Annotated in this window: 25 protein-coding genes; 14 read left to right on the top strand and 11 right to left on the bottom strand. The window is 59.0% G+C overall.

The genetic code is table 11. The features are described 5' to 3' along the window. Positions 1-56: 56 nt before the first annotated feature. Positions 57-1,742 carry an energy-dependent translational throttle protein EttA gene (gene ettA / locus DESPR_RS14965; protein ID WP_015725643.1) on the bottom strand — a complete coding sequence of 562 codons (1,686 nt, stop codon included), beginning with the start codon at positions 1,740-1,742 and terminating at the stop codon, positions 57-59. A gap of 197 nt (positions 1,743-1,939) precedes the next feature. Then, positions 1,940-2,845, bottom strand: a complete 906-nt coding sequence (locus DESPR_RS14960; protein WP_015725642.1) for a DMT family transporter — start codon at positions 2,843-2,845, stop codon at positions 1,940-1,942. A 109-nt stretch (positions 2,846-2,954) separates the two neighbouring features. Between DESPR_RS14960 and DESPR_RS14955 the strand changes: the two genes are divergently transcribed. From DESPR_RS14955 to DESPR_RS18820, 3 genes are all read left to right on the top strand, one after another. Continuing rightward, a complete protein-coding gene (locus DESPR_RS14955; protein ID WP_015725641.1) occupies positions 2,955-3,482 on the top strand; it encodes a hypothetical protein in 528 nt (175 codons plus the stop codon). Positions 3,483-3,693: 211 nt separating this feature from the next. Further along, the gene (locus DESPR_RS18825; protein ID WP_015725640.1) at positions 3,694-4,815 is read left to right on the top strand and encodes a hypothetical protein; all 1,122 of its coding nucleotides are present in this window, start codon (positions 3,694-3,696) and stop codon (positions 4,813-4,815) included. Positions 4,816-4,866: 51 nt separating this feature from the next. Next, positions 4,867-5,961: a hypothetical protein gene (locus DESPR_RS18820; protein ID WP_015725639.1), complete on the top strand. Its 1,095-nt coding sequence runs from the start codon at positions 4,867-4,869 to the stop codon at positions 5,959-5,961. Between the two features lie 95 nt (positions 5,962-6,056). Here the strand turns inward: DESPR_RS18820 and pyk are convergent, their stop codons facing one another. Then, a complete protein-coding gene (pyk, locus tag DESPR_RS14945) occupies positions 6,057-7,847 on the bottom strand; it encodes a pyruvate kinase (RefSeq protein WP_015725638.1) in 1,791 nt (596 codons plus the stop codon). A gap of 171 nt (positions 7,848-8,018) precedes the next feature. Between pyk and DESPR_RS14940 the strand changes: the two genes are divergently transcribed. Both DESPR_RS14940 and DESPR_RS18070 read left to right on the top strand, forming a co-directional pair. Further along, positions 8,019-8,318, top strand: coding sequence for an MTH1187 family thiamine-binding protein (locus DESPR_RS14940; protein ID WP_015725637.1), 300 nt, complete (start codon positions 8,019-8,021; stop codon positions 8,316-8,318). 84 nt (positions 8,319-8,402) lie between these two features. Continuing rightward, positions 8,403-8,573 (top strand): hypothetical protein, encoded by a 171-nt coding sequence (locus DESPR_RS18070; protein ID WP_015725636.1) that lies wholly within the window; start codon positions 8,403-8,405, stop codon positions 8,571-8,573. Positions 8,574-8,728: 155 nt separating this feature from the next. Here DESPR_RS18070 and gap read toward each other — a convergent pair whose 3' ends face one another. From gap to DESPR_RS14920, 4 genes are read right to left on the bottom strand one after another with little or no spacing between them, the layout of a single operon-like run. Further along, positions 8,729-9,733 (bottom strand): type I glyceraldehyde-3-phosphate dehydrogenase, encoded by a 1,005-nt coding sequence (gene gap, locus DESPR_RS14935; RefSeq protein WP_015725635.1) that lies wholly within the window; start codon positions 9,731-9,733, stop codon positions 8,729-8,731. Beyond that, entirely contained in the window at positions 9,723-10,595 is an 873-nt protein-coding gene (locus DESPR_RS14930) for a hypothetical protein (protein ID WP_015725634.1), read from the bottom strand. Before DESPR_RS14930 ends, gap begins: the two co-directional genes overlap by 11 nt. A 25-nt stretch (positions 10,596-10,620) precedes the next feature. Continuing rightward, positions 10,621-12,276 carry a glycogen synthase gene (locus tag DESPR_RS14925; protein ID WP_015725633.1) on the bottom strand — a complete coding sequence of 552 codons (1,656 nt, stop codon included), beginning with the start codon at positions 12,274-12,276 and terminating at the stop codon, positions 10,621-10,623. Between the two features lie 6 nt (positions 12,277-12,282). Then, the gene (locus DESPR_RS14920) at positions 12,283-12,864 is read right to left on the bottom strand and encodes a shikimate kinase (RefSeq protein ID WP_015725632.1); all 582 of its coding nucleotides are present in this window, start codon (positions 12,862-12,864) and stop codon (positions 12,283-12,285) included. A 150-nt stretch (positions 12,865-13,014) separates the two neighbouring features. On the opposite strand from DESPR_RS14920, the gene DESPR_RS14915 reads away from it, so the two are divergent. The 9 genes from DESPR_RS14915 to DESPR_RS14875 all read left to right on the top strand — a co-directional run bounded on the left by DESPR_RS14915 (position 13,015) and on the right by DESPR_RS14875 (position 19,771). After that, positions 13,015-13,959 (top strand): DnaJ C-terminal domain-containing protein, encoded by a 945-nt coding sequence (locus DESPR_RS14915; RefSeq protein ID WP_015725631.1) that lies wholly within the window; start codon positions 13,015-13,017, stop codon positions 13,957-13,959. Between the two features lie 2 nt (positions 13,960-13,961). Further along, positions 13,962-14,267, top strand: a complete 306-nt coding sequence (locus DESPR_RS14910; protein WP_015725630.1) for a chaperone modulator CbpM — start codon at positions 13,962-13,964, stop codon at positions 14,265-14,267. Positions 14,268-14,372: 105 nt separating this feature from the next. Next, positions 14,373-15,653 (top strand): DNA recombination protein RmuC, encoded by a 1,281-nt coding sequence (locus DESPR_RS14905; protein WP_169701644.1) that lies wholly within the window; start codon positions 14,373-14,375, stop codon positions 15,651-15,653. After that, complete coding sequence (locus DESPR_RS14900) at positions 15,650-16,084, top strand: glycine zipper domain-containing protein (protein ID WP_015725628.1); 435 nt, start codon at positions 15,650-15,652, stop codon at positions 16,082-16,084. Before DESPR_RS14905 ends, DESPR_RS14900 begins: the two co-directional genes overlap by 4 nt. A gap of 22 nt (positions 16,085-16,106) precedes the next feature. Then, positions 16,107-16,508 (top strand): secondary thiamine-phosphate synthase enzyme YjbQ, encoded by a 402-nt coding sequence (locus DESPR_RS14895; RefSeq protein ID WP_015725627.1) that lies wholly within the window; start codon positions 16,107-16,109, stop codon positions 16,506-16,508. Positions 16,509-16,534: 26 nt separating this feature from the next. After that, entirely contained in the window at positions 16,535-16,753 is a 219-nt protein-coding gene (locus DESPR_RS14890; protein WP_043770187.1) for a hypothetical protein, read from the top strand. 50 nt (positions 16,754-16,803) lie between these two features. After that, entirely contained in the window at positions 16,804-18,576 is a 1,773-nt protein-coding gene (locus DESPR_RS14885) for a UbiD family decarboxylase (RefSeq protein WP_043770184.1), read from the top strand. A gap of 45 nt (positions 18,577-18,621) precedes the next feature. Next, positions 18,622-19,365: a pseudouridine synthase gene (locus tag DESPR_RS14880; RefSeq protein WP_015725624.1), complete on the top strand. Its 744-nt coding sequence runs from the start codon at positions 18,622-18,624 to the stop codon at positions 19,363-19,365. Between the two features lie 118 nt (positions 19,366-19,483). Then, positions 19,484-19,771, top strand: a complete 288-nt coding sequence (locus DESPR_RS14875) for an HU family DNA-binding protein (protein ID WP_015725623.1) — start codon at positions 19,484-19,486, stop codon at positions 19,769-19,771. A gap of 15 nt (positions 19,772-19,786) precedes the next feature. Here the strand turns inward: DESPR_RS14875 and rimO are convergent, their stop codons facing one another. The 4 genes from rimO to atpB form a co-directional block, all read right to left on the bottom strand. Beyond that, positions 19,787-21,133: a 30S ribosomal protein S12 methylthiotransferase RimO gene (gene rimO, locus DESPR_RS14870; RefSeq protein WP_015725622.1), complete on the bottom strand. Its 1,347-nt coding sequence runs from the start codon at positions 21,131-21,133 to the stop codon at positions 19,787-19,789. Beyond that, positions 21,130-21,849 (bottom strand): nucleoside phosphorylase, encoded by a 720-nt coding sequence (locus tag DESPR_RS14865; protein WP_015725621.1) that lies wholly within the window; start codon positions 21,847-21,849, stop codon positions 21,130-21,132. Before DESPR_RS14865 ends, rimO begins: the two co-directional genes overlap by 4 nt. 78 nt (positions 21,850-21,927) lie before the next feature. Beyond that, positions 21,928-22,188, bottom strand: coding sequence for an ATP synthase F0 subunit C (atpE, locus tag DESPR_RS14860; protein WP_015725620.1), 261 nt, complete (start codon positions 22,186-22,188; stop codon positions 21,928-21,930). A 75-nt stretch (positions 22,189-22,263) separates the two neighbouring features. Further along, positions 22,264-22,986 carry a F0F1 ATP synthase subunit A gene (gene atpB / locus DESPR_RS14855; RefSeq protein ID WP_015725619.1) on the bottom strand — a complete coding sequence of 241 codons (723 nt, stop codon included), beginning with the start codon at positions 22,984-22,986 and terminating at the stop codon, positions 22,264-22,266. Between the last annotated feature and the right edge of the window lie 10 nt (positions 22,987-22,996).

The following is a 22,996-nucleotide window of genomic DNA, read 5'->3' as shown; positions in this document are numbered from 1 at the left end:
GATCCGCCAGTACGGATCAAGGGCCGGCATGCGGCGCGGCTGTAAAAAAAGGGAGGCTAATCCCGAGTCAGCTGGCGGTAGCGGATGCGGTGCGGCTGGTCGGCATCCGCGCCCTTGCGCTTCTTGTAGTCCTGCTCGTAGTCCGAGTAGTTGCCCTCGAACCAGACCACTTCGCTATTCCCCTCAAAGGCGAGAATGTGGGTGGCGATACGGTCGAGGAACCAGCGGTCGTGGCTGATGACCACGGCGCAGCCGGCAAAGTTCTCCAGGGCCTCCTCCAGGGCGCGCATGGTGTTGACATCGAGATCGTTGGTCGGCTCGTCGAGCAGCAACACGTTGCCGCCCTCCTTGAGCATCCGCGCCAGATGGACCCGGTTGCGCTGGCCGCCGGAGATCTCGCTCACCTTCTGCTGCTGATCACTGCCGGTGAAGTTGAACTTGGCCACGTAGGCGCGGGCATTGACCTCGCGGGTGCCGAGCCAGATGGTCTCCTGGCCCTCGCTAATCGCCTGGAAAATGGTATCGCTGGGCTTCAACGAGTCGCGCGACTGGTCGACATAGGCCAGTTTGACCGTCTCGCCGATGCGGATGGTGCCGCTGTCCGGCTGCTCCTGGCCGGTGATCATGCGGAACAGGGTGGTCTTGCCGGCACCGTTGGGGCCGATGATGCCGACGATGCCGCCAGGGGGCAGGGAAAAGCTGAGCTTGTCCATCAGCAGCCTGCCCTCGAAGGCCTTGCACAGCCCCTCGGCCTCGATCACCAGCTTGCCCAGGCGTGGTCCCGGCGGGATGTAGATCTCCAGGTCGCCGGCCGCCTTCTCGCTCTGCTGATTGAGCAGGTTTTCGTAGGCGGTGATACGGGCCTTGGACTTGGAACGACGCCCCTTGGGGCTCATGCGGATCCACTCCAACTCGCGCGCCAGGGTGCGCTGCCGTTCGCTCTCCTTCTTCTCCTCCTGGGCCAGCCGCTTCTGCTTCTGTTCCAGCCAGGAAGAGTAGTTGCCTTTCCAGGGAATGCCCTGGCCGCGATCGAGTTCCAGGATCCAGCCAGCGACGTTGTCGAGGAAATAGCGGTCATGGGTCACGGCGATGACCGTGCCCGGATATTGCTGCAGATGCTGCTCCAGCCAGGAGACCGATTCCGCGTCCAGATGGTTGGTGGGCTCGTCCAGGAGCAAGATATCCGGATTTTTCAGCAGAATCCGGCACAGGGCCACCCGCCGTTTCTCGCCGCCGGAGAGCACGCCGCATTGCATGTCGGCCGGCGGACAGCGCAGGGCATCCATGGCCATCTCCAGCCGCGAATCCAGGTTCCAGGCGTCGATGGCATCGAGTTTGTCCTGGACCTGGGCCTGGCGGTCGATCAGGGCCTGCATGGCGTCGTCGTCCATGGGTTCGGCGAATTTTTCGTTGATGGCGTTGAACTCGTTCAAGAGATCGACCGTGGCCTGGGCCCCTTCCTCGACGATCTGTCGTACGGTTTTGTCCGGATCGAGCATCGGTTCCTGGGGCAGGTAGTCGATGGTGAAGCCCTCGGAGAGGATGGTCTTGCCCTCATGCTCCTTGTCGATCCCGGCCAGGATGCGCAAGAGCGTACTCTTGCCCGAGCCGTTGAGGCCCAGCACCCCGATCTTGGCGCCGTAGAAGTAGGACAGGGAGATGTCTTTTAAAATCTGCTTCTGGTTGTATTTCTTGCTGACTTTGATCATCGAGTAGATGATCTTGTTCGGTTCGTTGGCCATGCTGCTCTATCCTTTGTGCAGGGATCTGGGGGAAAAGATGCCGCTGTTGTTTCCGGTATCCTTGATGGTCTTTGTCTTGACGGTGGGGTAACCCGCCTGTCCAACCGGGCTATAGTACCTGCAACGACGGTATCCGGCAATTGTTCTTGATTATGGGAACCCTTGTTGGCGATGGGTGACGGGGAGGGTGCGGAGGGTCAGCACGCCTTTTTTCCCCTCCCCACCATCATCGGCCATAACTGGGAAACGAGCATGCCGGCGAGCATCAGGGCGCAGCCGACGACCGCCCGTCCGGAGAGGACTTCTCCCAGCAGCAACCAGCCGCCCAAGGCGGCAAACGGGGATTCCAAACTCAGCAGGATGGCCGCGTGCGAGGGGTGGGCCTTGCGCTGTACCACCACCTGGAGGGTGTAGCCAGCGCCCACCGAGCAGACGCCGCCGTAGAAGATGGGGACCGTCGCCTCGATGATCGCCTGCAGGGTGATGGGTTCCAGGCACACCCCGGTGAGCAGACTGAGTCCCCCGCAGACGAAGAATTGGACCATGGCCAGCCGTACCGGCACGGTTCGGGGCGAGAGGTAGGAGAGCGCCAGCACGTGGCCGGCCCAGAACACGGCGCCGATCAGCACCAGCAGATCCCCGGCCTCGATACGGAAATCTTCGCTGACGCTGAGCAGGTACAAGCCTATCGCCGCCGCCACGGCGCCGAGCCAGGTGCCGCCATGGGTCCGTTCCCGAACGAGCAGGCCGAGCATCGGCACCAGCACCACGTAGAGGCCGGTGATGAACCCGGCTTTGCCCGCCGTGGTCGAGGTGATGCCGACCTGCTGCAGGGTAGCGGCGATGAACAAGATCCCGCCGGCCAGGAGTCCGGCCCAAGGCAAGGGAATGTGCCGATCCTTGGGGACCATAGGCGTCGTTGCGCGGCCCAGGGCGAGGGGCAGCAAACACAGCCCGCCAAGCAGGAAGCGGATGCCGTTGAAGGTATAGGGGCCGAGGTGGTCCATGCCGACCCGTTGGGCGACAAAACCAAAGCCCCAGATCAGCGCGACTAGGAGGAGGAGCAGATCGGCCTGAAGGGTGGAATGTTTTTCTCCTTGCATTCTTTTGGGGGTCCTGTTTTCCTTTGCGCAAAAAATGGAATCGCGAAAAAGGAGGCGATGCGAGATCCCTCTGTTTTCGCGCTACAGACCACTCTTGCGGAGCGTACACATGTCAAAATGGAGTCAGTTTATTGCGGCCGCGGCCGTTCTTGCCGCTGCCTCGGGATGCGGCCTCAACCAGGAGGTCGGCAAGCTTGTCGGTCTGAGCGGTGAGGACCGAACGGCGTACAACGGGCCAGTGTATCCGGCCACCAATAAAATCGCCATTGCTTTTCAGTCGGCCCAGGTCGACAGATCCTGCCGGGTGTTTGCCGAAGTCCTGGTGCAGCTGCCCGCCAACCAGACCGGCAAGGATATCGAAGCCGCCGTGCTCGGCGAAGCCGGCAAGCGCGGGGCGGATCAGGTGTTGATCGGCCAGAGCCGGCAGAGCGAGGACGACAACGGCCTGCGGTTCCTCTACTACGGGCCGGCGTATGAATACCTCTGCGACGAGCAGTGCGGCGGTTGGAAGTTCGGGTACGATCTGTGGGAAAAACAGGGAGCCTGGGTTTCTGTCGGCTATGCCGAATGGGGCCGGGGTGAAGCCCACTTTGAAACCCCGCTGACCATGCAGCTGGCCATGCTGCGCTGTCAGTAGACGGGCGTCTGCTCTGGGAGCGTTGGTCCATCGCGCGGAACACGGTCGGCGCGATGGGGGCGGATGAGAATTTTCTCGGAGGCGCCCGAGCGAGCCGCTGCACTCAATTTTGAAAATTTACCGAATATTTAATAGAGGGTATTGACCGAATCCGGTAAGCATCGCCACAAGAGGAGTGTTGCTCATTTTTTCATCTACGGAGGCTCTTGCCATGGAAGACAGTGGAAACGGGACCTATCGCTGGCGTTTTTGTCGATTGGGCGGTTTTGATCAGGTTCGTCTTGAAACCGCCGAGGATATCAGGCACCTCGGCGAGTTGGACCAGAAGCTGTGGGCGGCGCTCAGCTGCCCGGTCAACGGCCTTGAGTTCGATCCCCGTACCTTGTCCTTGCTGGATTGCGACAACGATGGCCGGGTACGGGTGCAGGAAGTGCTGACCGCCGTGGAGTGGGTCAGTTCGGTGCTCAAAGACTTTGATCCCCTGCTGGCCGGGGCGGCGGAATTGCCCCTGCGGGCCATCAACGACAGCCATCCCGAGGGCCGGCAACTGCTCGCATCGGCCCGACAGCTGCTGACCTACCTCGGCAAGCCGGAGGCGGAATCGGTGTCAATTGCGGATGTGGCCGATACTTCCTCGCTGTTGCACGAGTCGGCGTTCAACGGCGACGGCATCGTGCCGGTGCATGCGACCGAGGATGAGGCCACCAGGAAGCTGATCGAGGAGATCATGGCCTGCGTGGGCAGCGACGAGGACCGCAGCGGCTGTCCAGGGGTGTCACGGGAGCGGGTCGAGGCCTTTTTCACTGCGGCGGAGCTCCATGCCCAGTGGTGGGACCAAGCGGCCAGCGATTCGGCCATCTTGCCCTTTGGCGAGTCGACCCTAGACGCGGCCGCTGTCTACAGCCGCTTGAAGAATAAAATCGACGATTTCTTCATCCGTTGCGGCCTGGCGGCTTTCGACCCCAAGGCTCAGGAACCGCTCAATCCTTCCATCGCCACCTACGAAACCCTGGCCAACCAGGATCTCAGCGGGGCTTCGGCCGAGGTCGAGCAGTTTCCCCTGGCCCATGTCGAGGCGGGTCGGACCCTGCCCCTGCGCGAGGGCATCAATCCGGTCTGGGCGGGCAGTGTGGAGCTGCTGGCGGCGTTGGTGGTCACCCCCCTGTTCGGCGAGTCAGACCATCTCGACGCGGCGCAATGGCAGCAGATTAAGGCGACCTTTGCTCCTTTTGAATCCTGGCAGGCCGGCAAGGCGGGAACCGAGGTGGAAGCGTTGGGCTTTGAACGGGTGCGGGAAATTCTCCAGGGCCCGGGCCGGCAGCAGCTCGAATAGCTCATCGAGCAGGATCTACGGCTGACCGATCAGGTCGAGACCATCGACAAGGTGGTCCGCCTGGTCCATTTCAACCGCGATCTCTACCAGCTGCTCAACAACTTCGTCGCCTTCCGCGATTTTTACAGCCAGCGGCGCAAGGCTATTTTTCAGGCCGGAACCCTTTATATCGACGGCCGCGCCTGCGAGCTGTGCGTGCGGGTGGAGAGCGTCGAAGCCCACAGCCCGCTGGCCAATCTCAGCCGGACCTACCTGGCCTACTGCGACTGCAGGCGGCGCAACAGCGACGAGCGGGTGCTCATCGCCGCCGCCTTCACCGGCGGTGACTCCGACAACCTGATGGTCGGCCGCAACGGTGTTTTTTACGATTGCCAGGGCAACGATTGGGATGCGACCATCGTCAAGCTGATCGATCATCCCATCAGCGTGTCCCAAGCCTTTTGGGCACCGTACAAGCGCATCGCCCGCATGGTCGGCGAACAGATCGAAAAATTCGCCGCCGCCAAGGACAAGGCGGTGGACAGCGGCGCGGGTGCGGGCATCGCCGGTTTCGGAGCCAAGGCAGCGGCCGGCGGCCAGCCACCGGCACCCTTCGATGTCGGCAAGTTCGCCGGTATCTTTGCGGCCATCGGTCTCGCCCTGGGAGCCATCGGCACAGCCATCGCCTCGATTGTCGGCGGTTTCATGGCCTTGCCGGTGTGGCAGATGCCCCTGGCCATCGGCGGCATCATCCTCGCCATCTCCGGTCCCTCGATGCTGATCGCCTTCCTCAAACTGCGTCAGCGCAACCTCGGACCGATCCTCGACGCCAACGGCTGGGCCGTCAACACCAAGGCGAGCATCAACATCCCCTTCGGTTCCACCCTGACCAAGATGGCCGAGCTGCCCAGGGGCGCGGAACGGATGCTGACCGATCCCTTTGCCGAAAAGAAGACCCCATGGAAGCGTTGGGTGGTTCTCCTGGTGCTGATCATCGTCTTGGCGTTTGCCTGGAACAAGGGGTATATGCAGCAGCTCGGCCAGCAGATCAAGCCGCTGCTGACCGGCCAGATGCACAAGGCGGAAAAGCCGGGAGCAGCGGAACAGGGGACAGCGGCGGAGCAGGCGGTCCCCCCGGAGAAGAAGGCGGAGCCCCCAGCCAAATAATCCTGTCGCCAGCAGGACGCGAACGAGCCGGATCAGTCCATGATCCGGCTTTTTTTATGCGCTGGGGGAACAAAAAGGGACAAGGACGGGTGAGCTCACTCCTTCTCCACCCGAATTACCTGGACCGCGGCCATCTGGCGGATGCCGCTGCGGGTGACCCGCGGTCCCTCGACCACGGCCACGGTTTCGCCGGCATGGATGTAGCCCCATTCACGGGCCATGGCCAGCGAGCGGAAGACCATCTCGGTGCGGCCCAATTCCTCACGGATGATCAAGGGGAAAATGTTGTTGTACAGGCTGGCGTGCCGGGCCACGTGCAGCGATTTGGTCACCACCAGGGTTGGCGTCTTGCGGTTCCATTTGGACAGGATCGGGTAGAGGGTGCCGTCCGGATCGAGCAGCAGGGTGGCGCTGGTGGTGCCGAGGTGAGCCACCACCGACAGGGCGGGGTAGCGGGCGGTATCGGCTTCCAACTCGCGGAAGTGTTCGGCGCTGGGGTGGGCGTAGCGCTCCTCCTCGCAGATGATCGAGGCCATGGTGCGCACCACGTTGACGGGATCGACGCCGGTGGCCGTCTCCTGGGAGAGCATCACCGCGTCGGTGCCCTCCTTGATCGCCATGCTGACATCGGTGACCTCGGCGCGGGTCGGCCGGGCATTGATGGTCATGGAGTCAAGCATCTGGGTGGCGGTGATCACCGGCGTGTTCAATTCCCAGCACAGTTCGATGATCCGTTCCTGGATGCGGGGCACCCGCGCCGCCGGCAGTTCGACCCCCATGTCGCCGCGGGCGATCATGATGGCGTCGGCCACCTCGACGATCTCGCGGATGTTCTGGACCGCCTCCGGTTTCTCGATCTTGGCCACTACCTTGAGATTGCGCTTGCCCGATGCCTTGATGTAGTTCTTGATCCGCCACACGTCCTCGGCGGAGCGAACAAAGGAGAGGGCCACATAGTCGATCGAATGGTTGAGGCCCCAGTCGAGGTCCTGCCAGTCCTTTTCGGTGACGCTGGGCAGGGACAGGGCGGTCAGGGGCAGATTGATGCCCTTGCTTGATTTGAGCGTGCCGCCGACGATCACCTCGCAGTGCACCTCGTCAGTTCCCTCCTTGACCACCCGCAGCTCCAGCAGGCCATCGTCGAGCAGCACCGGATCGCCGAGGCGCAGATCGGCGAGGATAGCCGGGGCAATGGTCGAGATCCGTTCCGGCGTGCCCTCCACCGGTTCCTTCTGCACGATCAGTACTTCGCCGGCATGGAGTTGAATGGCGCCTTCCCGCATTGGTCCGGTGCGGATCTTGGGACCGCACAGATCCTGGAGCACGGCGATCGGCTTTTCCCAGACCTTTTCCGCCTCGCGCACCGCCAGCAGGGTGGTCTCGTGGGCCTCGTAGCTGCCGTGGGAAAAATTGAGCCGGGCCACATCCATGCCGGCCAGGATCATCCTGCCCAGCATCTCGGGGCTGTTGCTTGCCGGGCCGATGGTGCACACGATCTTGGCCTTCTTGTTGACGCTGGTATGGGTCTGCCGGGGGACGCTGGCCAATTGCTTGAAGAGGACGGTGAAATCGAAGGGCTTGGCCAACACCCCAAAAACATTGGGATATCGTTGTAAGCGTGCCAGCATCTGCTGATCGTCGTGGGCGGAGGTGATGATCAGGATGGGCAGGTGCGGGCTGACCACCTGAATGGCCTCGATGAACTTGAACCCGTCCCAGTGGGGCATGTGGATGTCACTGAGAATGACGTCGTAGGCATTGGCCGTGGCCCGCTGAAAGCCCTGATGACCGTTGTCGGCGGTGTCGACGGTGAACCCCTCCTGCTCCAGGCGGCTGCGCAGCAGGTGCTGGGAGGGTTTGGAGTCTTCGAGAACAAGAATGCGCATGGCAGCCTCCAGGGCGGATTTCCAGGTTGTCTTCGCTCATTGTCTGTAGCATAGTGGAAAATCAGCACAAGAGGCAAAGGGAAACGACCGGCCGCAGGCGCGGCGGGCTCCTTTCCCGGCCGTTCCATAAACCGCTGCTTCGAGAGAGCGCCGAAACGCAAGGAGGACCGTATGCATGTGATTCTTGATCTTTGTCTTGTACCACTGGGTGTCGGCGTGTCCGTTTCCCGCTATGTGGCCGAGTGCCACCGGGTGTTGCAGGAGGCCGGGCTGAAATCGCAACTGCACGCCTACGGCACCAACATCGAGGGCGAATGGGAGGAGGTCATGGCGGCGGTCAAGCGCTGCCATGAACGGGTGCACGAAATGGGTGCGCCGCGCATCACCACGACCATCAAGCTCGGCACCCGGGTCGACCGTGAGCAGAGCATGGACGACAAGGTGCGGAGTGTCGAAAATAAATTGGGGTGAACGGCTGTTTTTTCTTGTTTTCTTCTTTGTTTTGTTTATTTATATCAAATAATAAAAATTATCATTTAACTGCAAGGAGGAATTATGGCGGAAGAGAAAAAAAAGGAAACCTGTCCAACCTGCATGGGAAAAAAGGTTATTGAAGGGGTGTGTGAAACCAGCGGCGAGTGGCAGGGAAAAACGCCGGATGGCCAAGTGTGCACGCCGGATCAAAAGTGCCCCACCTGCAACGGCAAGGGCTATATCGAGGGTTGATCATTCCGCCGGTGACAAGGCGGAAGTGAAAAAAGCGCGGGATGTCCACCCTGCATGTGGCAGGGGGGCATCCCGTTTTCTATTGTCCGGCGGTCGGGAAAAAGGAGTGCCGAGGGAGGCATCTGCCATTCGCCCGATACCGTCCTGCTCGCGGCTTACAGGGGCTTGTTGGCCTCCATGTGGAGCACCAGGTCCAGCATGCGATTGGAATAGCCCCACTCGTTGTCGTACCAGCTCATCACCTTGACCGAGGTGCCCAACACCTTGGTGCACAGGCCGTCGACGATCGAGGAGTGGGGGTCGCCCTGGAAATCGATGGAAACCAGCGGTTCCTCGGTATAGCCCAGATAGCGGTTGGCGGCTGCAGCCAGCGCCTTGTTGACCTCCGGCACGGTGGTTTCCCGTTCGACCTCGATCACCACATCCACCAGCGATACATCCGGGGTGGGAACGCGGACCGCCAGTCCGTCGAATTTGTTTTTCAATTCGGGAATAACCAAGGCCACGGCAGCTGCGGCACCGGTCTTGGTGGGAACCATCGACATGGCGGCGGCGCGGGCCCGACGCAGGTCGGAGTGCGGGAAGTCGAGCAGCCGCTGGTCCCCGGTGTAGGAATGCACGGTGGTCATCAGGCCGCGTTTGATCCCGAAATTATCGAGGATGACCTGGGCCACCGGTGCCAAACAGTTGGTGGTGCAGGAGGCGTTGGACACCACATGATGCACGGTGGGGTCGTATTCGTGTTCGTTGACGCCCATGACGATGGTTTTCACCTCGCCCTTGGCTGGCGCCGAAATGATCACTTTGGCCGCGCCTCCGTCGATATGAGCCTTGGCTGATTCCATGTCACAAAAAAGCCCCGTGCACTCAAGGACATATTCGGCGCCAAGGCTTGCCCAGGGAATTTCCCCGGGTTTGCGGTGGCTGGTAATGGGGATGGTCCTGCCATCGACCACAATGCTGTTTTCGCCAACAGCGATCTGCTGTTCCGAGCGCCCCATGATGGAATCATACTTCACCAGATGGGCGATGGTTTTCACATCGGTGAGATCATTGATGCCGACGATTTCGATGTCGGCGAAAGCCGGGTCCTTGGCCAATGCGCGAAAAATATTCCTGCCAATCCTGCCGAATCCGTTAATCCCTACTTTAATTGCCATGGCCTTTCACTCCTTCTGTAAAATTACGGATTGCCTGTCTGGCGCATTCCGTTGTTTCGTCTTCTTCCCGCACAATCGCCCGCAGATGGGCAACACGAATTCTGGCCTCGTTGCACTGCCGGTCGCGGTTCAGCGCCCGTTCGTACATCGTCAGGGCTTGGCTAAACCATTGTCCTGATGCGTAGCTAGCGCCGATGAGGCAGAAACCGCTGGCGGCGTTCCCCGAGAAAAGGTCATCGAAAAATGATTCCAGCGATTCTCCCCAGAGATCGGCGACGATCTCCTCCTGTTCGGCCAGCAGGCGCAGGACCAGCGGGTTGGCCAGCAAATCCGGGATCAGCAGGCGCAACTCGTCCCGCAACCGGCTGAAAAGAGCCGCGATCCTTTCTATCTGCTGCTGGAAACTTCCGGGGTGCCCGTCTCTCGGTGAGTTGGGACTTGCTGTTCGGCCGTTCCAGGGGAGCCGGTCATCATTGTCCAGCACGTACAGGGTGTCCCGCAGTCGCATCGTTTCATGGAAAAGCGCGCCGATCAGCCAGTCAATACATGCTTCCTGGGCAGGGGGGTGGGGGGCGTTTCGCGGCCAGAGCTGGCGGCAGTGGTCCTTGAGCCGCCACAACGGTCCCTTGCCGGTTTCTGTGCCCACCATGCGGCCCACGTGGTGCAGTATTGCTCTTTGCGCCGCATTCGGCTCTAGGTTTCGCTGTTCCCCGGGTCGCTCCCGGATGCATGAAGCACTGTACCGACAGTATGCTGCTTGAAAGTCCTGGATGAGGTGGAGGGACTGGTCGAGCAATCGGCGGACAAAATAATGCCGGCGCTTACCGAACCAGTCGTCCTTGCCGCTTTTCGCCGCTGTCATCAGAAGACCAGTGCGGGCCGGAGGGTCATTGGCCCCCGCAACCCATCCGCATCGCTTGCCGGTAAAGACTGATATAGTCGTCCATGACCGTTTTCCAGGTATGATGGCGATGTATCCGTTCGACGGCCCGCCGCTGCATGGATCGAATACGTTCCGGTTGTCGATGGTACAGCGACAAGGCCCGGATCATTGTTGCCGCCAGGGAAGCGGCGGTATTGCCGCTGTAGGCAAAACCGTTTTCGCCGTCGATGACCTTGACCAGGCCGCCAACGCCATGGACAATCGGCAGGTTGCCAAGCAGTTGGGCAATATAGTCGGTCAGGCCACAGGGTTCGTAGCGGGAGGGGATGAGGAAAAAATCGCCGGCTGCATAGACGCTGTTGGCGAGAACAGGATCGTAGCCCTTGAGAAAGCAGACCCGTCCCTGGCCGATGCCTTGCGTCGCCAACAGCTCCAGTTGGTGCTCAAACTCGGGCGCCCCGGAGCCCAACAAAAGGAACTGACAGCTCGCATCCTGGGGAAGCAGTTGGCCGATGGCCTGAATAAGAATATCCACCCCCTTTTGCGCGGTCAACCGTCCGATGAAGGTGCAGAGGGGAGCTTCCACCGGCCCGCTGAGCAGGCCGAACTGCTTGACCTGTTGCCAGGGACCGCATGAGGCGATCCGGCCGAGCAGGTCAGCCTTGCAGTGTGCCTTGCCGGAAAACTCGCCGTTCAGAATGTCATAGCCAGCGGCTAGTGCCAGCGGTTCCGGCCTCGATGGATCAAAGGCGAACGGATCGATGCCGTTGGTGATGCCGGCAAGCGTCACGCCGCGTTCGAGCAGGGCATGACCGAGCCAGCCGGTGCGGGCATCGTCCGGAGTTTGCTGCAGTTCCCTGGCGTAATTTTCACTGACCGTGTTGAGCACGGCGTAGTCGGCGGCGGCTATGAAAGGGTCGAAGTTCCCGCCGAGCCGTCCTTTGGTGATCACCCGCATTGGCAGGCCGGTCACGGCGTGGGCAAAGGCAAGATCGTCGACGTCCTGATGGTAACCCAGCCCGGCATTATGGATGGTCACCACCGCACCGGTTCGACGGAAATAGTGGCGATAGCCACTGTGTTCACGCAACATCGCGGGCAGGGTGGCGGCGTGCCCGTCCTGGCAGTGAACTACCTGGGGATGCGCGTCGAGAAGAATCATCAGGTCCAGCGCCGCCTTCTGGAGGAGAATGTTCATGGCGAAATAGTCAAAATGTCCCCCGCCTTTGCGTTGCCAGGCAACTTCCTGTTCATCCTCCTCGGTATAGGTGTATACTCCCCGTTTGGCGGCAAAACGATCCGCCTCGACCAGGAAGATCGTGACCCCGTTGAGTTGTCGCTGCCAGATTGCCACGGTCTCCCGTCGCTCTTCCGCGGCGTAATTCATGTCCACTTCAAAGACATGGGCATAGCGGCGACCGAGAATGTGCCCTTTTTTCCCATCGAGTTCGACGAGGGAAAATCCAAGGCCCACGGCATCCATGAAACCGTAACGGGGCAGGACAACCCGCACGTCGGTGTGGCCATGCGTCACCAAGGTTTCCGCCAACTGTCGGCAGACATCCTTGACCCCGCCCGCACCGGCCAGCCCTTCGTATTCGCGGCTGACCATCCACACGGATCGAATCGTTTCCTGCTGGGGATCAGTTTTTGCTTCCATGTGCATCTATCCTTTGGCCGCCACCTTGGCCCTGTCGCGTAGAGTCTTTCCCCTGCCCTCATTCGCCATGCGCTTGAGTTGTTCAACAATGCGTTCGGCCAGGGTCTCAGGATCGTCGTTGGCGGTATCGAGACGCAGATCGGATCCGGCTGCATAGAGCGGTCGGCGCTGTTCGAGCAGGGTTTCTATTTCGTCGTGGGCGGTTAGCCCTTGGACAAGAGCGGGACGTTGGGCTGCGGAGGCGGCATCTGCAGCAATGCGTTTGCTGATGGTGGCGAGATCGGCGTCAAGCCAGACAACGTATGAATGGGTTCTGAGGAGCGACCACTCCGCATGGTGTTGAATTGCCCCCCCACCGGTTGCCAGAACCGTATGGGTCATGGACGCGAGTTCACGCAAGAGTTGTGCCTCTGCCTGACGAAAAAACGGCCAGCCATGACGGGCCACGATGTCGGCGATCGGGGCATGCAGTCGTTCACAGAGCAGGCGGTCGGTATCGGAAAAGGCATACCCAAGTTTTGTCGCCAGCGCCTTGCCTACCGAGGTCTTGCCCGTGGCCCGGAATCCGGTGAGGACAATATTGTTCATTGTTTCCTCCAAACCATTACTTCAACATAAAGGAAACACGGGGCGCACTTCAAGGGGAAAGCTGTTTGGCGTATTTTATTCTTTTCTTTTTAATAGGCTATTCTTATTTTTACCTGACAGCATTCAAGGGTAATGTCTCCAGGGAGCACCATGGAATACAAAGATTACTACAAGATACTGGGAGTTGATCGCAACGCCACTCAGGACCAGATCAAGCAGGCCTATCGCAAGGTGGCCCGCAAATACCACCCCGATGTCAGCAAGGAGGCAAATGCCGAGGCCAAGTTCAAGGATGCCGGCGAGGCCTACGAAGTCCTCAAGGATCCGGAAAAACGAGCCGCCTACGATCAGTTTGGAGCCAACTGGCGAGAGGGCCAGCATTTCGAACCGCCTCCCAACTGGGATGCGGGGTTTGAATTCCGCGGCGGCGGCTATACCGGCGGCGACGCGAGTCAATTCAGTGATTTCTTCGAATCCCTGTTCGGCCGTGGCCAGGCGGGTGGGCACAGGCGGCAGACCTTTCGCATGCAGGGCGAAGATCAACATGCCAAGATAGTGATCTCGCTTGCCGATTCTTATCACGGCGCGCACAAGACCATCACCCTGAACCGGTCCACGGTCGACCCGAACGGTCATGTCTCGGTGAGTCCGCATCGGCTGCATGTGGCCATTCCCAAAGGAATCATCGAAGGGCAACGGATACGCCTGGAAGGCCAAGGGCTTCCCGGTTACGGCGGCAGCCCGGCCGGTGACCTGTACCTGGAGATTGCCTTTGAGGAGGATCAGCTCTTCCACGCCGATAAACGAGACATCCACCTCGCTCTGCCGCTGGCGCCGTGGGAGGCGGCCCTAGGGGCTACCCTGACCGTTCCCACCTTGGGCGGCAATGTACAGCTGAAGATCCCGCCGGGATCGCAGGCCGGTAAAAAACTCCGCCTTAAAGGCAAGGGGCTTTCCTCCGGCAGCCATCGCGGCGATCAGATTGTCACCCTGCACATAGTTATTCCGGAGGCCACCACGGAAGAGCAGCGCAAGCTGTATGCGACCATGGCGCAAAAGATGCCGTTCAACCCCCGAGCCGAACTGGGAATCTGAATATGACCGAACAACGAACCTATATCCAGGGCATGGTCCTTGATGAAGAAACCCGCTGCACCCTAGCGGATTTGTGCAGGCTGTGCGGGGTCAGCGCCGAACGCATCCACGGCATGGTCGAGGAGGGGATCATTAGTCCGGAAGGGTATTCCCCGCGGGAGTGGCGGTTCACCTTTGTCGCCGTTAAGCGGGTACAGACCGCGATCAGGCTGCAAAACGATCTTCGCGTCAACCTGCCGGGCTGCGCCCTGGTCCTGGATCTGCTGGATGAGATCGACGAATTGCGACGCCGTGCCCGGCGCGGTTGAACGTCGGGTTCCCTTGCCCATTTTTTTATCATGCCCCCCTTGCCCTCCCCCTTCGATCAGATTGACCTGTTTTCTTGTGTCTTGGGGGCGGGTGCATGCGCGGTGGTGGCCATTCTCGTCCTGCTTGCGGGCCACAGCCGAACCCAGCGGCGTCATCTGATCCTGTCGCTGAGGCTGGAGCGGCTGCAGGATGAGTCGCGCGCCCAGGAGGCCGAGGTGCAACGTCTTCGCCTGGAACGCGACCAGCTGGCCAGGGAGTGCCGCGAAATGGACGCCGAGAATGCCTCCTTGCAGACCGCCTGCCGGGCCATGCAGCAACAGGTGGACGAACGGGAGACGCTCCTGGCCGAGGCACGGCAGCAGATCGAACAGGATTTTCAGTTTCTGGCCGGCAGGATCATCAGCGAAAAGGGGGAACAGCTCAACAAACAGCATGCCTCGGCTCTTACCTTGCTGCTCCGGCCTTTTCATGAGCAGCTGCTGGAATTCAAGCGGAAGATCGAAGAGACCTATGATCGCGATGCGCGTGATCGGGTTTCGATGCTCAAGGAGATCGAGCACCTCAAGCGGCTCAATCAGCAGATCAGTGCCGAGGCTGCCAACCTCACCCAGGCCTTGCGGGGCAGCAACAAGCTACAGGGACAGTGGGGCGAGATGGTGCTCAGCCGGCTGCTGGAAGCCTCTGGCTTGCGCAACGGCAAGGAGTTCGCCGTTCAGGTCCATTGCACAACCAGTGACGGCACGGCCTACCAGCCCGATGCCGTGGTCTATCTCCCCGAGAACCGGACAGTGATTATCGACGCCAAGGTTTCGCTCAAGGCCTTTGTCGATGCACACAACGCACCCGCCGATGATCTGCGGGAGCAGAAGATCAAGTTACACCTCGATTCGATCAAACGGCAGATCAGCCTGCTGTCCAGTAAGGAATACCACCTGTTGTCCGATTTGGGGGCGCTGGATTTCGTCCTCCTGTTCATTCCCGTCGAAGGGGCGTTTCAGCTTGCGGTCGAACGGGAACCGGAGATTTTGATCAGTGCCATGCAGAAAAAGGTGATTCTCGCCAGTCCTTCGACGCTGCTGGCCGTGTTGCGAACGATCCATCATCTGTGGCGGCTGGACGAACAAAACCGCAACAGTTTAGTGATTGCCAAACAGGCGGGGAGCCTTTATGATAAATTCGTTGGTTTTGTCGAAGCCTTTGAGGATGTTGGCTTTCGTCTCAACCAGGCCCAGCAGGCCTGGCACACGGCCAGGAATCGATTGACTGCTGGTCAGGGCAATCTGATTGCCCGCACTGAAGCCTTGAAACACTTGGGAGTGCAGGCAAGCAAAGAACTGCCTGACTCGCTGAAGCACCGTTCTTCTTTTTCGGGAGAAACATCATGAAGTTTTTAAGCGTTATCGCTCTGCTTTTCCTGCTCACCCTTTCTTCCTGTGCCACCAAGGGCCAGACCGGGGCGGTGGGCGGTGCCGCCGCCGGGGCACTCATTGGCCAGGCCATCGGCCACAATACCGGCGCCACCCTGATCGGTGCCGCGGTGGGCGGGCTGCTTGGTTACATCGTGGGCAACGAAATGGACAAATACGACCGGGAACAGCTCAACCATGCCTATGAACGCGGCATTTCCAACCAGCGCTCGTCCTGGGTCAACCCGGACACCGGCAACCAGTACACCGTCACCCCGCAACCAGCCTACCAGAGTGGCTCCAATCGGGTCTGCCGCCGGGCGGAGATTGAAGCGGTGATCGACGGCAGACCACAGCGAACCTACAGCACCGCCTGTCGTGATGAATACGGCGCGTGGCAGCTGCAATAATCATTTTCTGAGATCCCCGTTCATGCCAAGCGGCGAGCTGTCCGTCACCAGCGGCAAACAGTTGGAAATGATTGACCTGACCAGTCAGATGCAGCAGCTCGTGGCGGCCAACTCCATCGAGGAGGGAATCCTTTCGCTCTATAACCCGCATACCACCGCGGGGGTGCTGATCAACGAGGGGGCCGATCCGGATGTGCGACGGGATATTCTTGGCGCGTTGCCTCGAATCGTGCCCGCCGATTATCCGTATCGTCATGCCGAGGGCAATTCACCCGCCCACCTGATGACCGCTTTGACCGGATCTTCGGTGACCGTGTTCATCGATCGGGGGCGGTTGCGGCTGGGGACATGGCAACGCATTTTTTTCTGCGAGTTCGATGGCCCCCGCAACCGCCAGATCTGGTGGAAAATGATCGCGGGTTAACGCCAGTTTTGTTGCAACGGATCCCTATGTTTTTTGGAATCGATCGCGCCACCGATGAGCAGTCACTCATCGATTTTCTTCACCATTTCAGTGATGAGCGACTTTCCCGTGTGTTGGTTTCCCGGATGACTGAAGCGGAAATTCATCAGGTGGTCAATGTGCTCACCGGTCTGATGAAAACGCACCTCAGCGGTGACGAATACCACACGCTGTTTCTCCGCGAAGACCATCACCATCACGACTGAGCCCTAGCGGACAGTTCGTGCGACCACCCTCGTACTGGATCAAGACCAGCATGCATGCACTTGTCAATCTGCGCCAATTCATAGAGCTGTTGCGCGCCAACAACCAACTGCTCACCATCGACACCCCGGTTGATCCGTATCTGGAAATTGCCGAGATCCACCGGCGGGTGATTGCCCAAGGGGGACCGGCGCTGCTGTTCACCAAGGTGAAGGGATCCCGTTTTCCCGTGATCACCAATCTTTTCGGCACCAACCTTCGCCTCGAGCTGGCGTTTGGCAAACGGCCGCTCAACTTTGTGCGTGGTTTGGTCGACTTGGTGGAACAGGCACTGCCGCCGACGCTTTCGTCTCTGTGGCATGCCCGTTCGCTGCTGAATCAGGGGTTGAAGGTCGGTCTCAAGCGATGCACCGCCGGGCCAATTCTCGATTGTTGCCAACAGCCCGCGCGCCTGACCGAGCTGCCGATGCTCACTTCCTGGCATTCCGACGGTGGCGCCTTTGTGACCCTACCATTGGTCTATACCGAGCATCCCGACGGCTTGGGCCATAATCTCGGCATGTACCGGATTCAACGGTTCGATGACACCACCACCGGTATTCATTGGCAGATTCACAAAGGCGGAGGCTTTCATTACTTTGCGGCCGAACAACAGAACAAGGCCCTGCCGCTGACCCTCTATATTGGCGGCCCGCCTGCCCTGATGCTGGCAGCCATCGCGCCCCTGCCGGAGAACATCCCCGAACTGATCCTCGCCAGCCTTCTCCAGGGGGAAAAATTACGTGTGGTCGACGATCCTCTGGGTGGACATCAACTGGTGGCCGAGGCCGAATTCGCCATCAAGGGACGTGTCCCGCCCCATATCCGGCGGCCGGAAGGTCCCTTTGGCGATCATTATGGCTACAATTCACTGCAACACGACTACCCAATTTTTCAGACCACCCATCTCTATCATCGCAAGGATGCTATCTACCCGGCCACGGTGGTCGGTCGGCCCAAACAGGAGGATTATTTCATCGGCGATTTTCTCCAGGATCTTCTCTCGCCGCTTTTCCCGCTGGTGATGAAGGGGGTTGTCCAGCTGAAGACCTTTGGCGAAACCGGATTCCACTGCCTGGCCGCCGCCAGGGTTACCGATCGGTATCCGCGAGAGGCCTTTGCCGCCGGTTTGCGTATTCTCGGCGAAGGCCAGTTGTCGCTCACCAAGTTTCTCCTCGTGACCGACGGCAGCATCGATGTGGCGCATTTTCCCCGTTTATGGCAGCACATCCTGGAACGGATCGAGTGGGATCGCGATCTGTTTGTCTTTGCCAATGTCTCCCAAGATACCCTCGACTACACCGGGCCATCGGTCAACAAAGGCTCCAAGGCCATGATGCTCGGGCTTGGACAGGAAAAACGGCGGGATTTGCCGGTTGAATTTGCCGGCATCCTCCCACCGCAATGCAGCCATCCCCGCGCCTTTCTTCCCGGTACCCTGGTTGTTCAGGGAATTGAGTACGCCGCCGCGCCCCATCTTGCCGATGAAATCGCCCGATTTCCCGGGGTGTCCTCTTGGCCGGTGGTGGTTCTGGTCGATTCGACCGAGGAGGCGACCTGTTCGCTGCAGGAATTCTTGTGGACCTTTTTCACCCGTTTCGAGCCGGCAGCAGATATTCATGGCCGTGAGCAGACGGTCCGGCGCTTCCATGTGGGCCTGCAGCCGCCGATTGTCTTTGATTGCCGAATGAAGCCGTGGTACACGGAGGTGCTCGCCGTGGATCCGGCAACCCAGCGGTTGGTCGACGATAAGATCGCCACCATCCTGCCTTCCCGCTTCCGCTAGGCTTGCTCCATTCGTCCTCTGGTCTCGCCTCGATTCGTTGCATTCATGGAAGAACGGCTGCAGAAAATTCTCGCCAAGGCTGGTATCGCCTCCCGGCGTAAGGCCGAACAGCTGATTCTCGAAGGTCGGATTCGAATAAACGGCCACGTGGTCACCGGCATGGGCAGCAAGGCCGATCCCAATCGCGACACCATCACCTGTGACGGTCATCCACTTGTCTTCGAGGAAAAGATTTACGTTCTGCTCAACAAGCCGGCCGGATATGTGACCACTCTTTCGGACCCGCAGGGCCGCCCCATGGTTTCCGATCTGCTTGCCGACATTCCATTGCGGCTTTTTCCCGTGGGCCGTCTGGATCTGGATACGGAAGGCGCGCTGTTGATGACCAATGACGGGGAGTTGGGCAACGCCATCCTCCATCCCCGCTACGAGGTCAACAAGACCTATGAGGCTGAGGTGAGCGGTTCGCCCTCGGTCGACAAACTCAAGCGGTTGGAGTCGGGGATTGAAATCGATGGAGTGATGACCCGGCCGGCAGTCGTTCGCCTACTTCGGCGGCACAAAGGAACGACCTTGGTGGAAATCACTATCCACGAGGGCAAGAAACGGCAGGTGCGGAAAATGTTTCAGGCCATCAACCACCGGGTTCTTCATCTCAGGCGAACGGCGTACGGTAACCTTCGCCTCGGCTCACTTCCCCTCGGAAAATACAGGGTTCTGAACCAAAATGACTTAAAAAAGATTTTTACACGGAAAATTCCCTTTACAATCAAAAACATACTTGCTTAAATTTCAACAGCCTCCTGAAATCAGTTTTTTTTATACGATGGCCGATGTGCGCTATCTTTCAGATGAGGAATAACCGTTTTGCAGTGAATCCGTCGGGGAGCGTGCAGGAGAGATTGGTATGAACAAATCCGAATTGATCGAAGCCTTGGCTGAAGCGATGAACATTCCCATCCGAGAAGCCGCCTCAATAACCAACACGATCATCGAAACCATGAGTGACGCTCTCGCCAGGGGAGAATCGATTGAAATTCGAGGGTTTGGTAGTTTTGTCGTCAAGGAGTATGAATCCTACACCGGCCGCAATCCAAAGACCGGCGAGAAAATCAAAGTAAAACCAAAGAAATTGCCGTTTTTTAAAGTTGGCAAGGATCTGCGCGAACAGGTCAATAAGAATAGCGGCAAGTGAGTCATGCCCCATCGGTCAGCGGCTGTCCTCTCCGCTGACCACTTCGCCGACAAGGTCATAGGTATGCGCCTCGGTGATCCGTACCGGTACGATATCACCGGGGGTCACATGCCCGGCGGTGATATACACACAGCCATCAATTTCCGGGGCCTGAAACCGGCTTCGTCCTTCCAGTAACAAATCGCTTTCCTCGCTGATACCCTCCACCAGCACCGGTTCGACCCGACCGACAAAACGTTGCTGCCGTTGCGCACTGATGGTTGCTTGCACGGCCATGACCTGCTGATAGCGCGCCTCTTTTTTCTCTTCGGATATCTTGTCGGGTAATTTCGCAGCGCGGCTCCCCTCTTCGTCCTGATACTGAAACACACCGACGTGGTCAAGCTGCCAGGTCTGCAAGGCTTCCAGCAGTAGGTCCACATCGTCTCTGGTCTCGCCAGGAAAGCCAACGAGCATGGTGGTCCTGATCGCGCAGTCGGGAACGATGCGGCGAATGCGGAGAATCAGATCCTGCAATGCCCGGTGATCGTAGTGTCGGTTCATTGCCCGGAGGACAGGGGTGCTGACGTGCTGAAAAGGGATATCCAGATAGGGCAGAAGACGCGGCTGGTCGGCCATTAGGTGCAATAAGTCATCGGTGATCCCTGAAGGATAGGCGTAGAGGAGGCGTAGCCACGGGATGTCGGTTTGAGTGAGCAGAGCCTCCAGCAGGGAAACGAGGGATGTGCCGTTTCCCAGATCCCTGCCATAGGCGGTAAGGTCCTGGGCGATCAGCGCCAGTTCCCGCACTCCGGCCTGTTGCAGACGGGTGGCTTCGAGCAGCAAGTCGGTCATGGCTCGACTACGCAGCCGACCGCGGATCGAGGGAATCATGCAGTAGGCGCAACGGTTGTCGCATCCTTCGGTGATCTTCAGATAGGCGCGGAAAAAAGGAGTGGAAATCCGACGGGGTAGGGTGTTGTTCATAAGAAAGGTAGACGGTCCGGACGTGACGATGCATTGCGGCCGGAGCGGCAATTGCTCGAGCATGGTGCCGATGCGCGGAAAATCATCGAGACCGACAAACAGATCCACTTCCGGCAGTTCGTTGAGCAACTCGCTTCCGTAACGTTGCACCATGCACCCGGTAACCACCAGCTTTTGGTGCGGGTTCTGCTCCTTATAGGCCGCCAGCTCGAAAATGGTGTCAATCGCCTCTTCAACGGCCGGGCGGATAAATCCACAGGTATTGATCAGCAACACCGATGCCTGATCGGGATCGTCGACCACCGCATATCCCGACTGTTCCAGGGCGGCAAGCATGACCTCCGAATCGACGAGGTTTTTGGGACAACCGAGACTCACGATATACAAGGTTTTCATTGAAGCTCACCGGATTGAACAAGGGTACAGAGTTCGGCCAGAATCGTGGCTGATGCTGTGCGAAACCGTTTCTGGGAAAATTTTGGGGTCCACGGATGATGGAACAACTCATCGGAGACCAACATCACTGCCGCAAGATCGACCTGGCGAAAGGCGGCCACGGTGCGAAGAGCGGTATATTCCATGTCCACGGCAAGGATACCCTGAGCGGCATACCGCTCGACCTTTTCTCTGGTCTCGCGATACACTGCATCGATGGTCCAGATCGATCCTTGCTGGGGATTGTGCCCGTGGTGTTGCAGTTGTTGCAAGAGCGAGCGGTGGAACAAGGAGTCTTCCTGCCTGTCCTTCGGCACAGGATAATGGCCACTTGTTCCTTCTTCGCTCAGACCACTGGTTGGCAGGAAGAGGTCCCCTGCGGCCAGGAAGGGGGAAAGGGAGCCGCACCACCCATAGACTACAATGTTGCGCGCCCCTAGGGCGATCAGTTTTTCCAGACAGAGAGCCGCCATGGGCGCCCCAACAGCGGGCCCCGCGAGAAACAGGAAGTCATTGCTGTACAGACGCGAATTGAAAAGGAAATGTTGTCTAAGTTGATAATGTTTGCTGAATTCGGCCAAGCAGGAACTGTCCGATGGGTTGACCGCCAGGATACCGGTAGGGGGCAGGCGAGGGTCGCCTTTGTGTGCAGATGGGTTGATCACGCAGGAAAGCATGCTGCTTCATACCAACAAAAAAGGGCTGCGGCAACCACCGCAGCCCTTGATCGGCCATTTCTGCCGTGTGAAACGCGATTACAGTCCGAGCGCAGCCTTGAAGGGGTTAGCGTAAAGCAGGATGAAGGCGATAACCAGACCATAGATGGCGATGGACTCGCACAGAGCCATACCAAGAATCATGGTGGTGGTGATGGCACCCTTGGCTTCCGGGTTGCGAGCAACGCCGTCGCAAGCGCCGCGCAGACCGTTCCCCATACCGATACCAGCGCCAAAGCCGGCCAAGCCGATGCTGAGTGCAGCGCCGATGCAAATCAGGGCAAGACTTAATTTGTCCATTGTAGTGATCCTCCGTACTAAAGTTTTATATAATGTTGGCCTTCTTCTCCGTTGAACGGAACTCTATGTATGTAATCAGTGGGCGTGTTCCATGGATCCCGCGCAGTAGAGCAGGGAAAGCAGAACGAACACCACGGCCTGGATGACTGAAACCAGGACACCGAGACAAAGAATGGGCAGCGGGGCGAAAAATGCACCTGCCAGCATGAACAGCACGCCCAGCAGAACCTCTTTGGCAAGAATGTTGCCGAAAAGACGCATGGAGAGTGAAATCAGACGGGCGAAGTTGCTGATAATCTCAAGAAGAAACATGAACGGCGCCAGTACCTTGCTCGGGCCCATGAAGTGCTTGTAATAGTGCAAGCCGTGATATTTGAATCCGAGCACATGGTGGGTAACCCAGACGATCAAGGTCATGGCCAAGGTGATGTTGAGGCTCGATGTGGGCGACATGAATCCAGGAATTAATCCGATCATGTTGGAGAGGATGATGTAGAAAAAGAAAGTGGCCATCATCGGAAAAAGCATCTTGGCGCCTTTCTCGCCCAGATTCTCGGCGCAGAAGTCCATTAGTCCCCCGACCATCACTTCCCAGAAATTTTGGCCGCTCCCCGGGACCATCTCCAGTTTGCCCATGGTCAGCTTGGGAACGATGATCAAAAAGGCCATGACCATCCAGGTATAGGTCATGTAGGGCTCACAAATCTTCTCCAGCAGAGTAGCACCGACAGGGGTATGGGGCACCGGCAGTCCCAATGCTTCAAGAATCAGAGAAATAAACAATATCGGATGTTCCATGACCTACACT

The organism is Desulfobulbus propionicus DSM 2032, assembly GCF_000186885.1.
GTDB classification, from domain to species: Bacteria; Desulfobacterota; Desulfobulbia; order Desulfobulbales; family Desulfobulbaceae; genus Desulfobulbus; species Desulfobulbus propionicus.
Note: the sequence above shows the minus strand (reverse complement) of the source record. Positions and strands in the feature narration are given on the sequence as shown.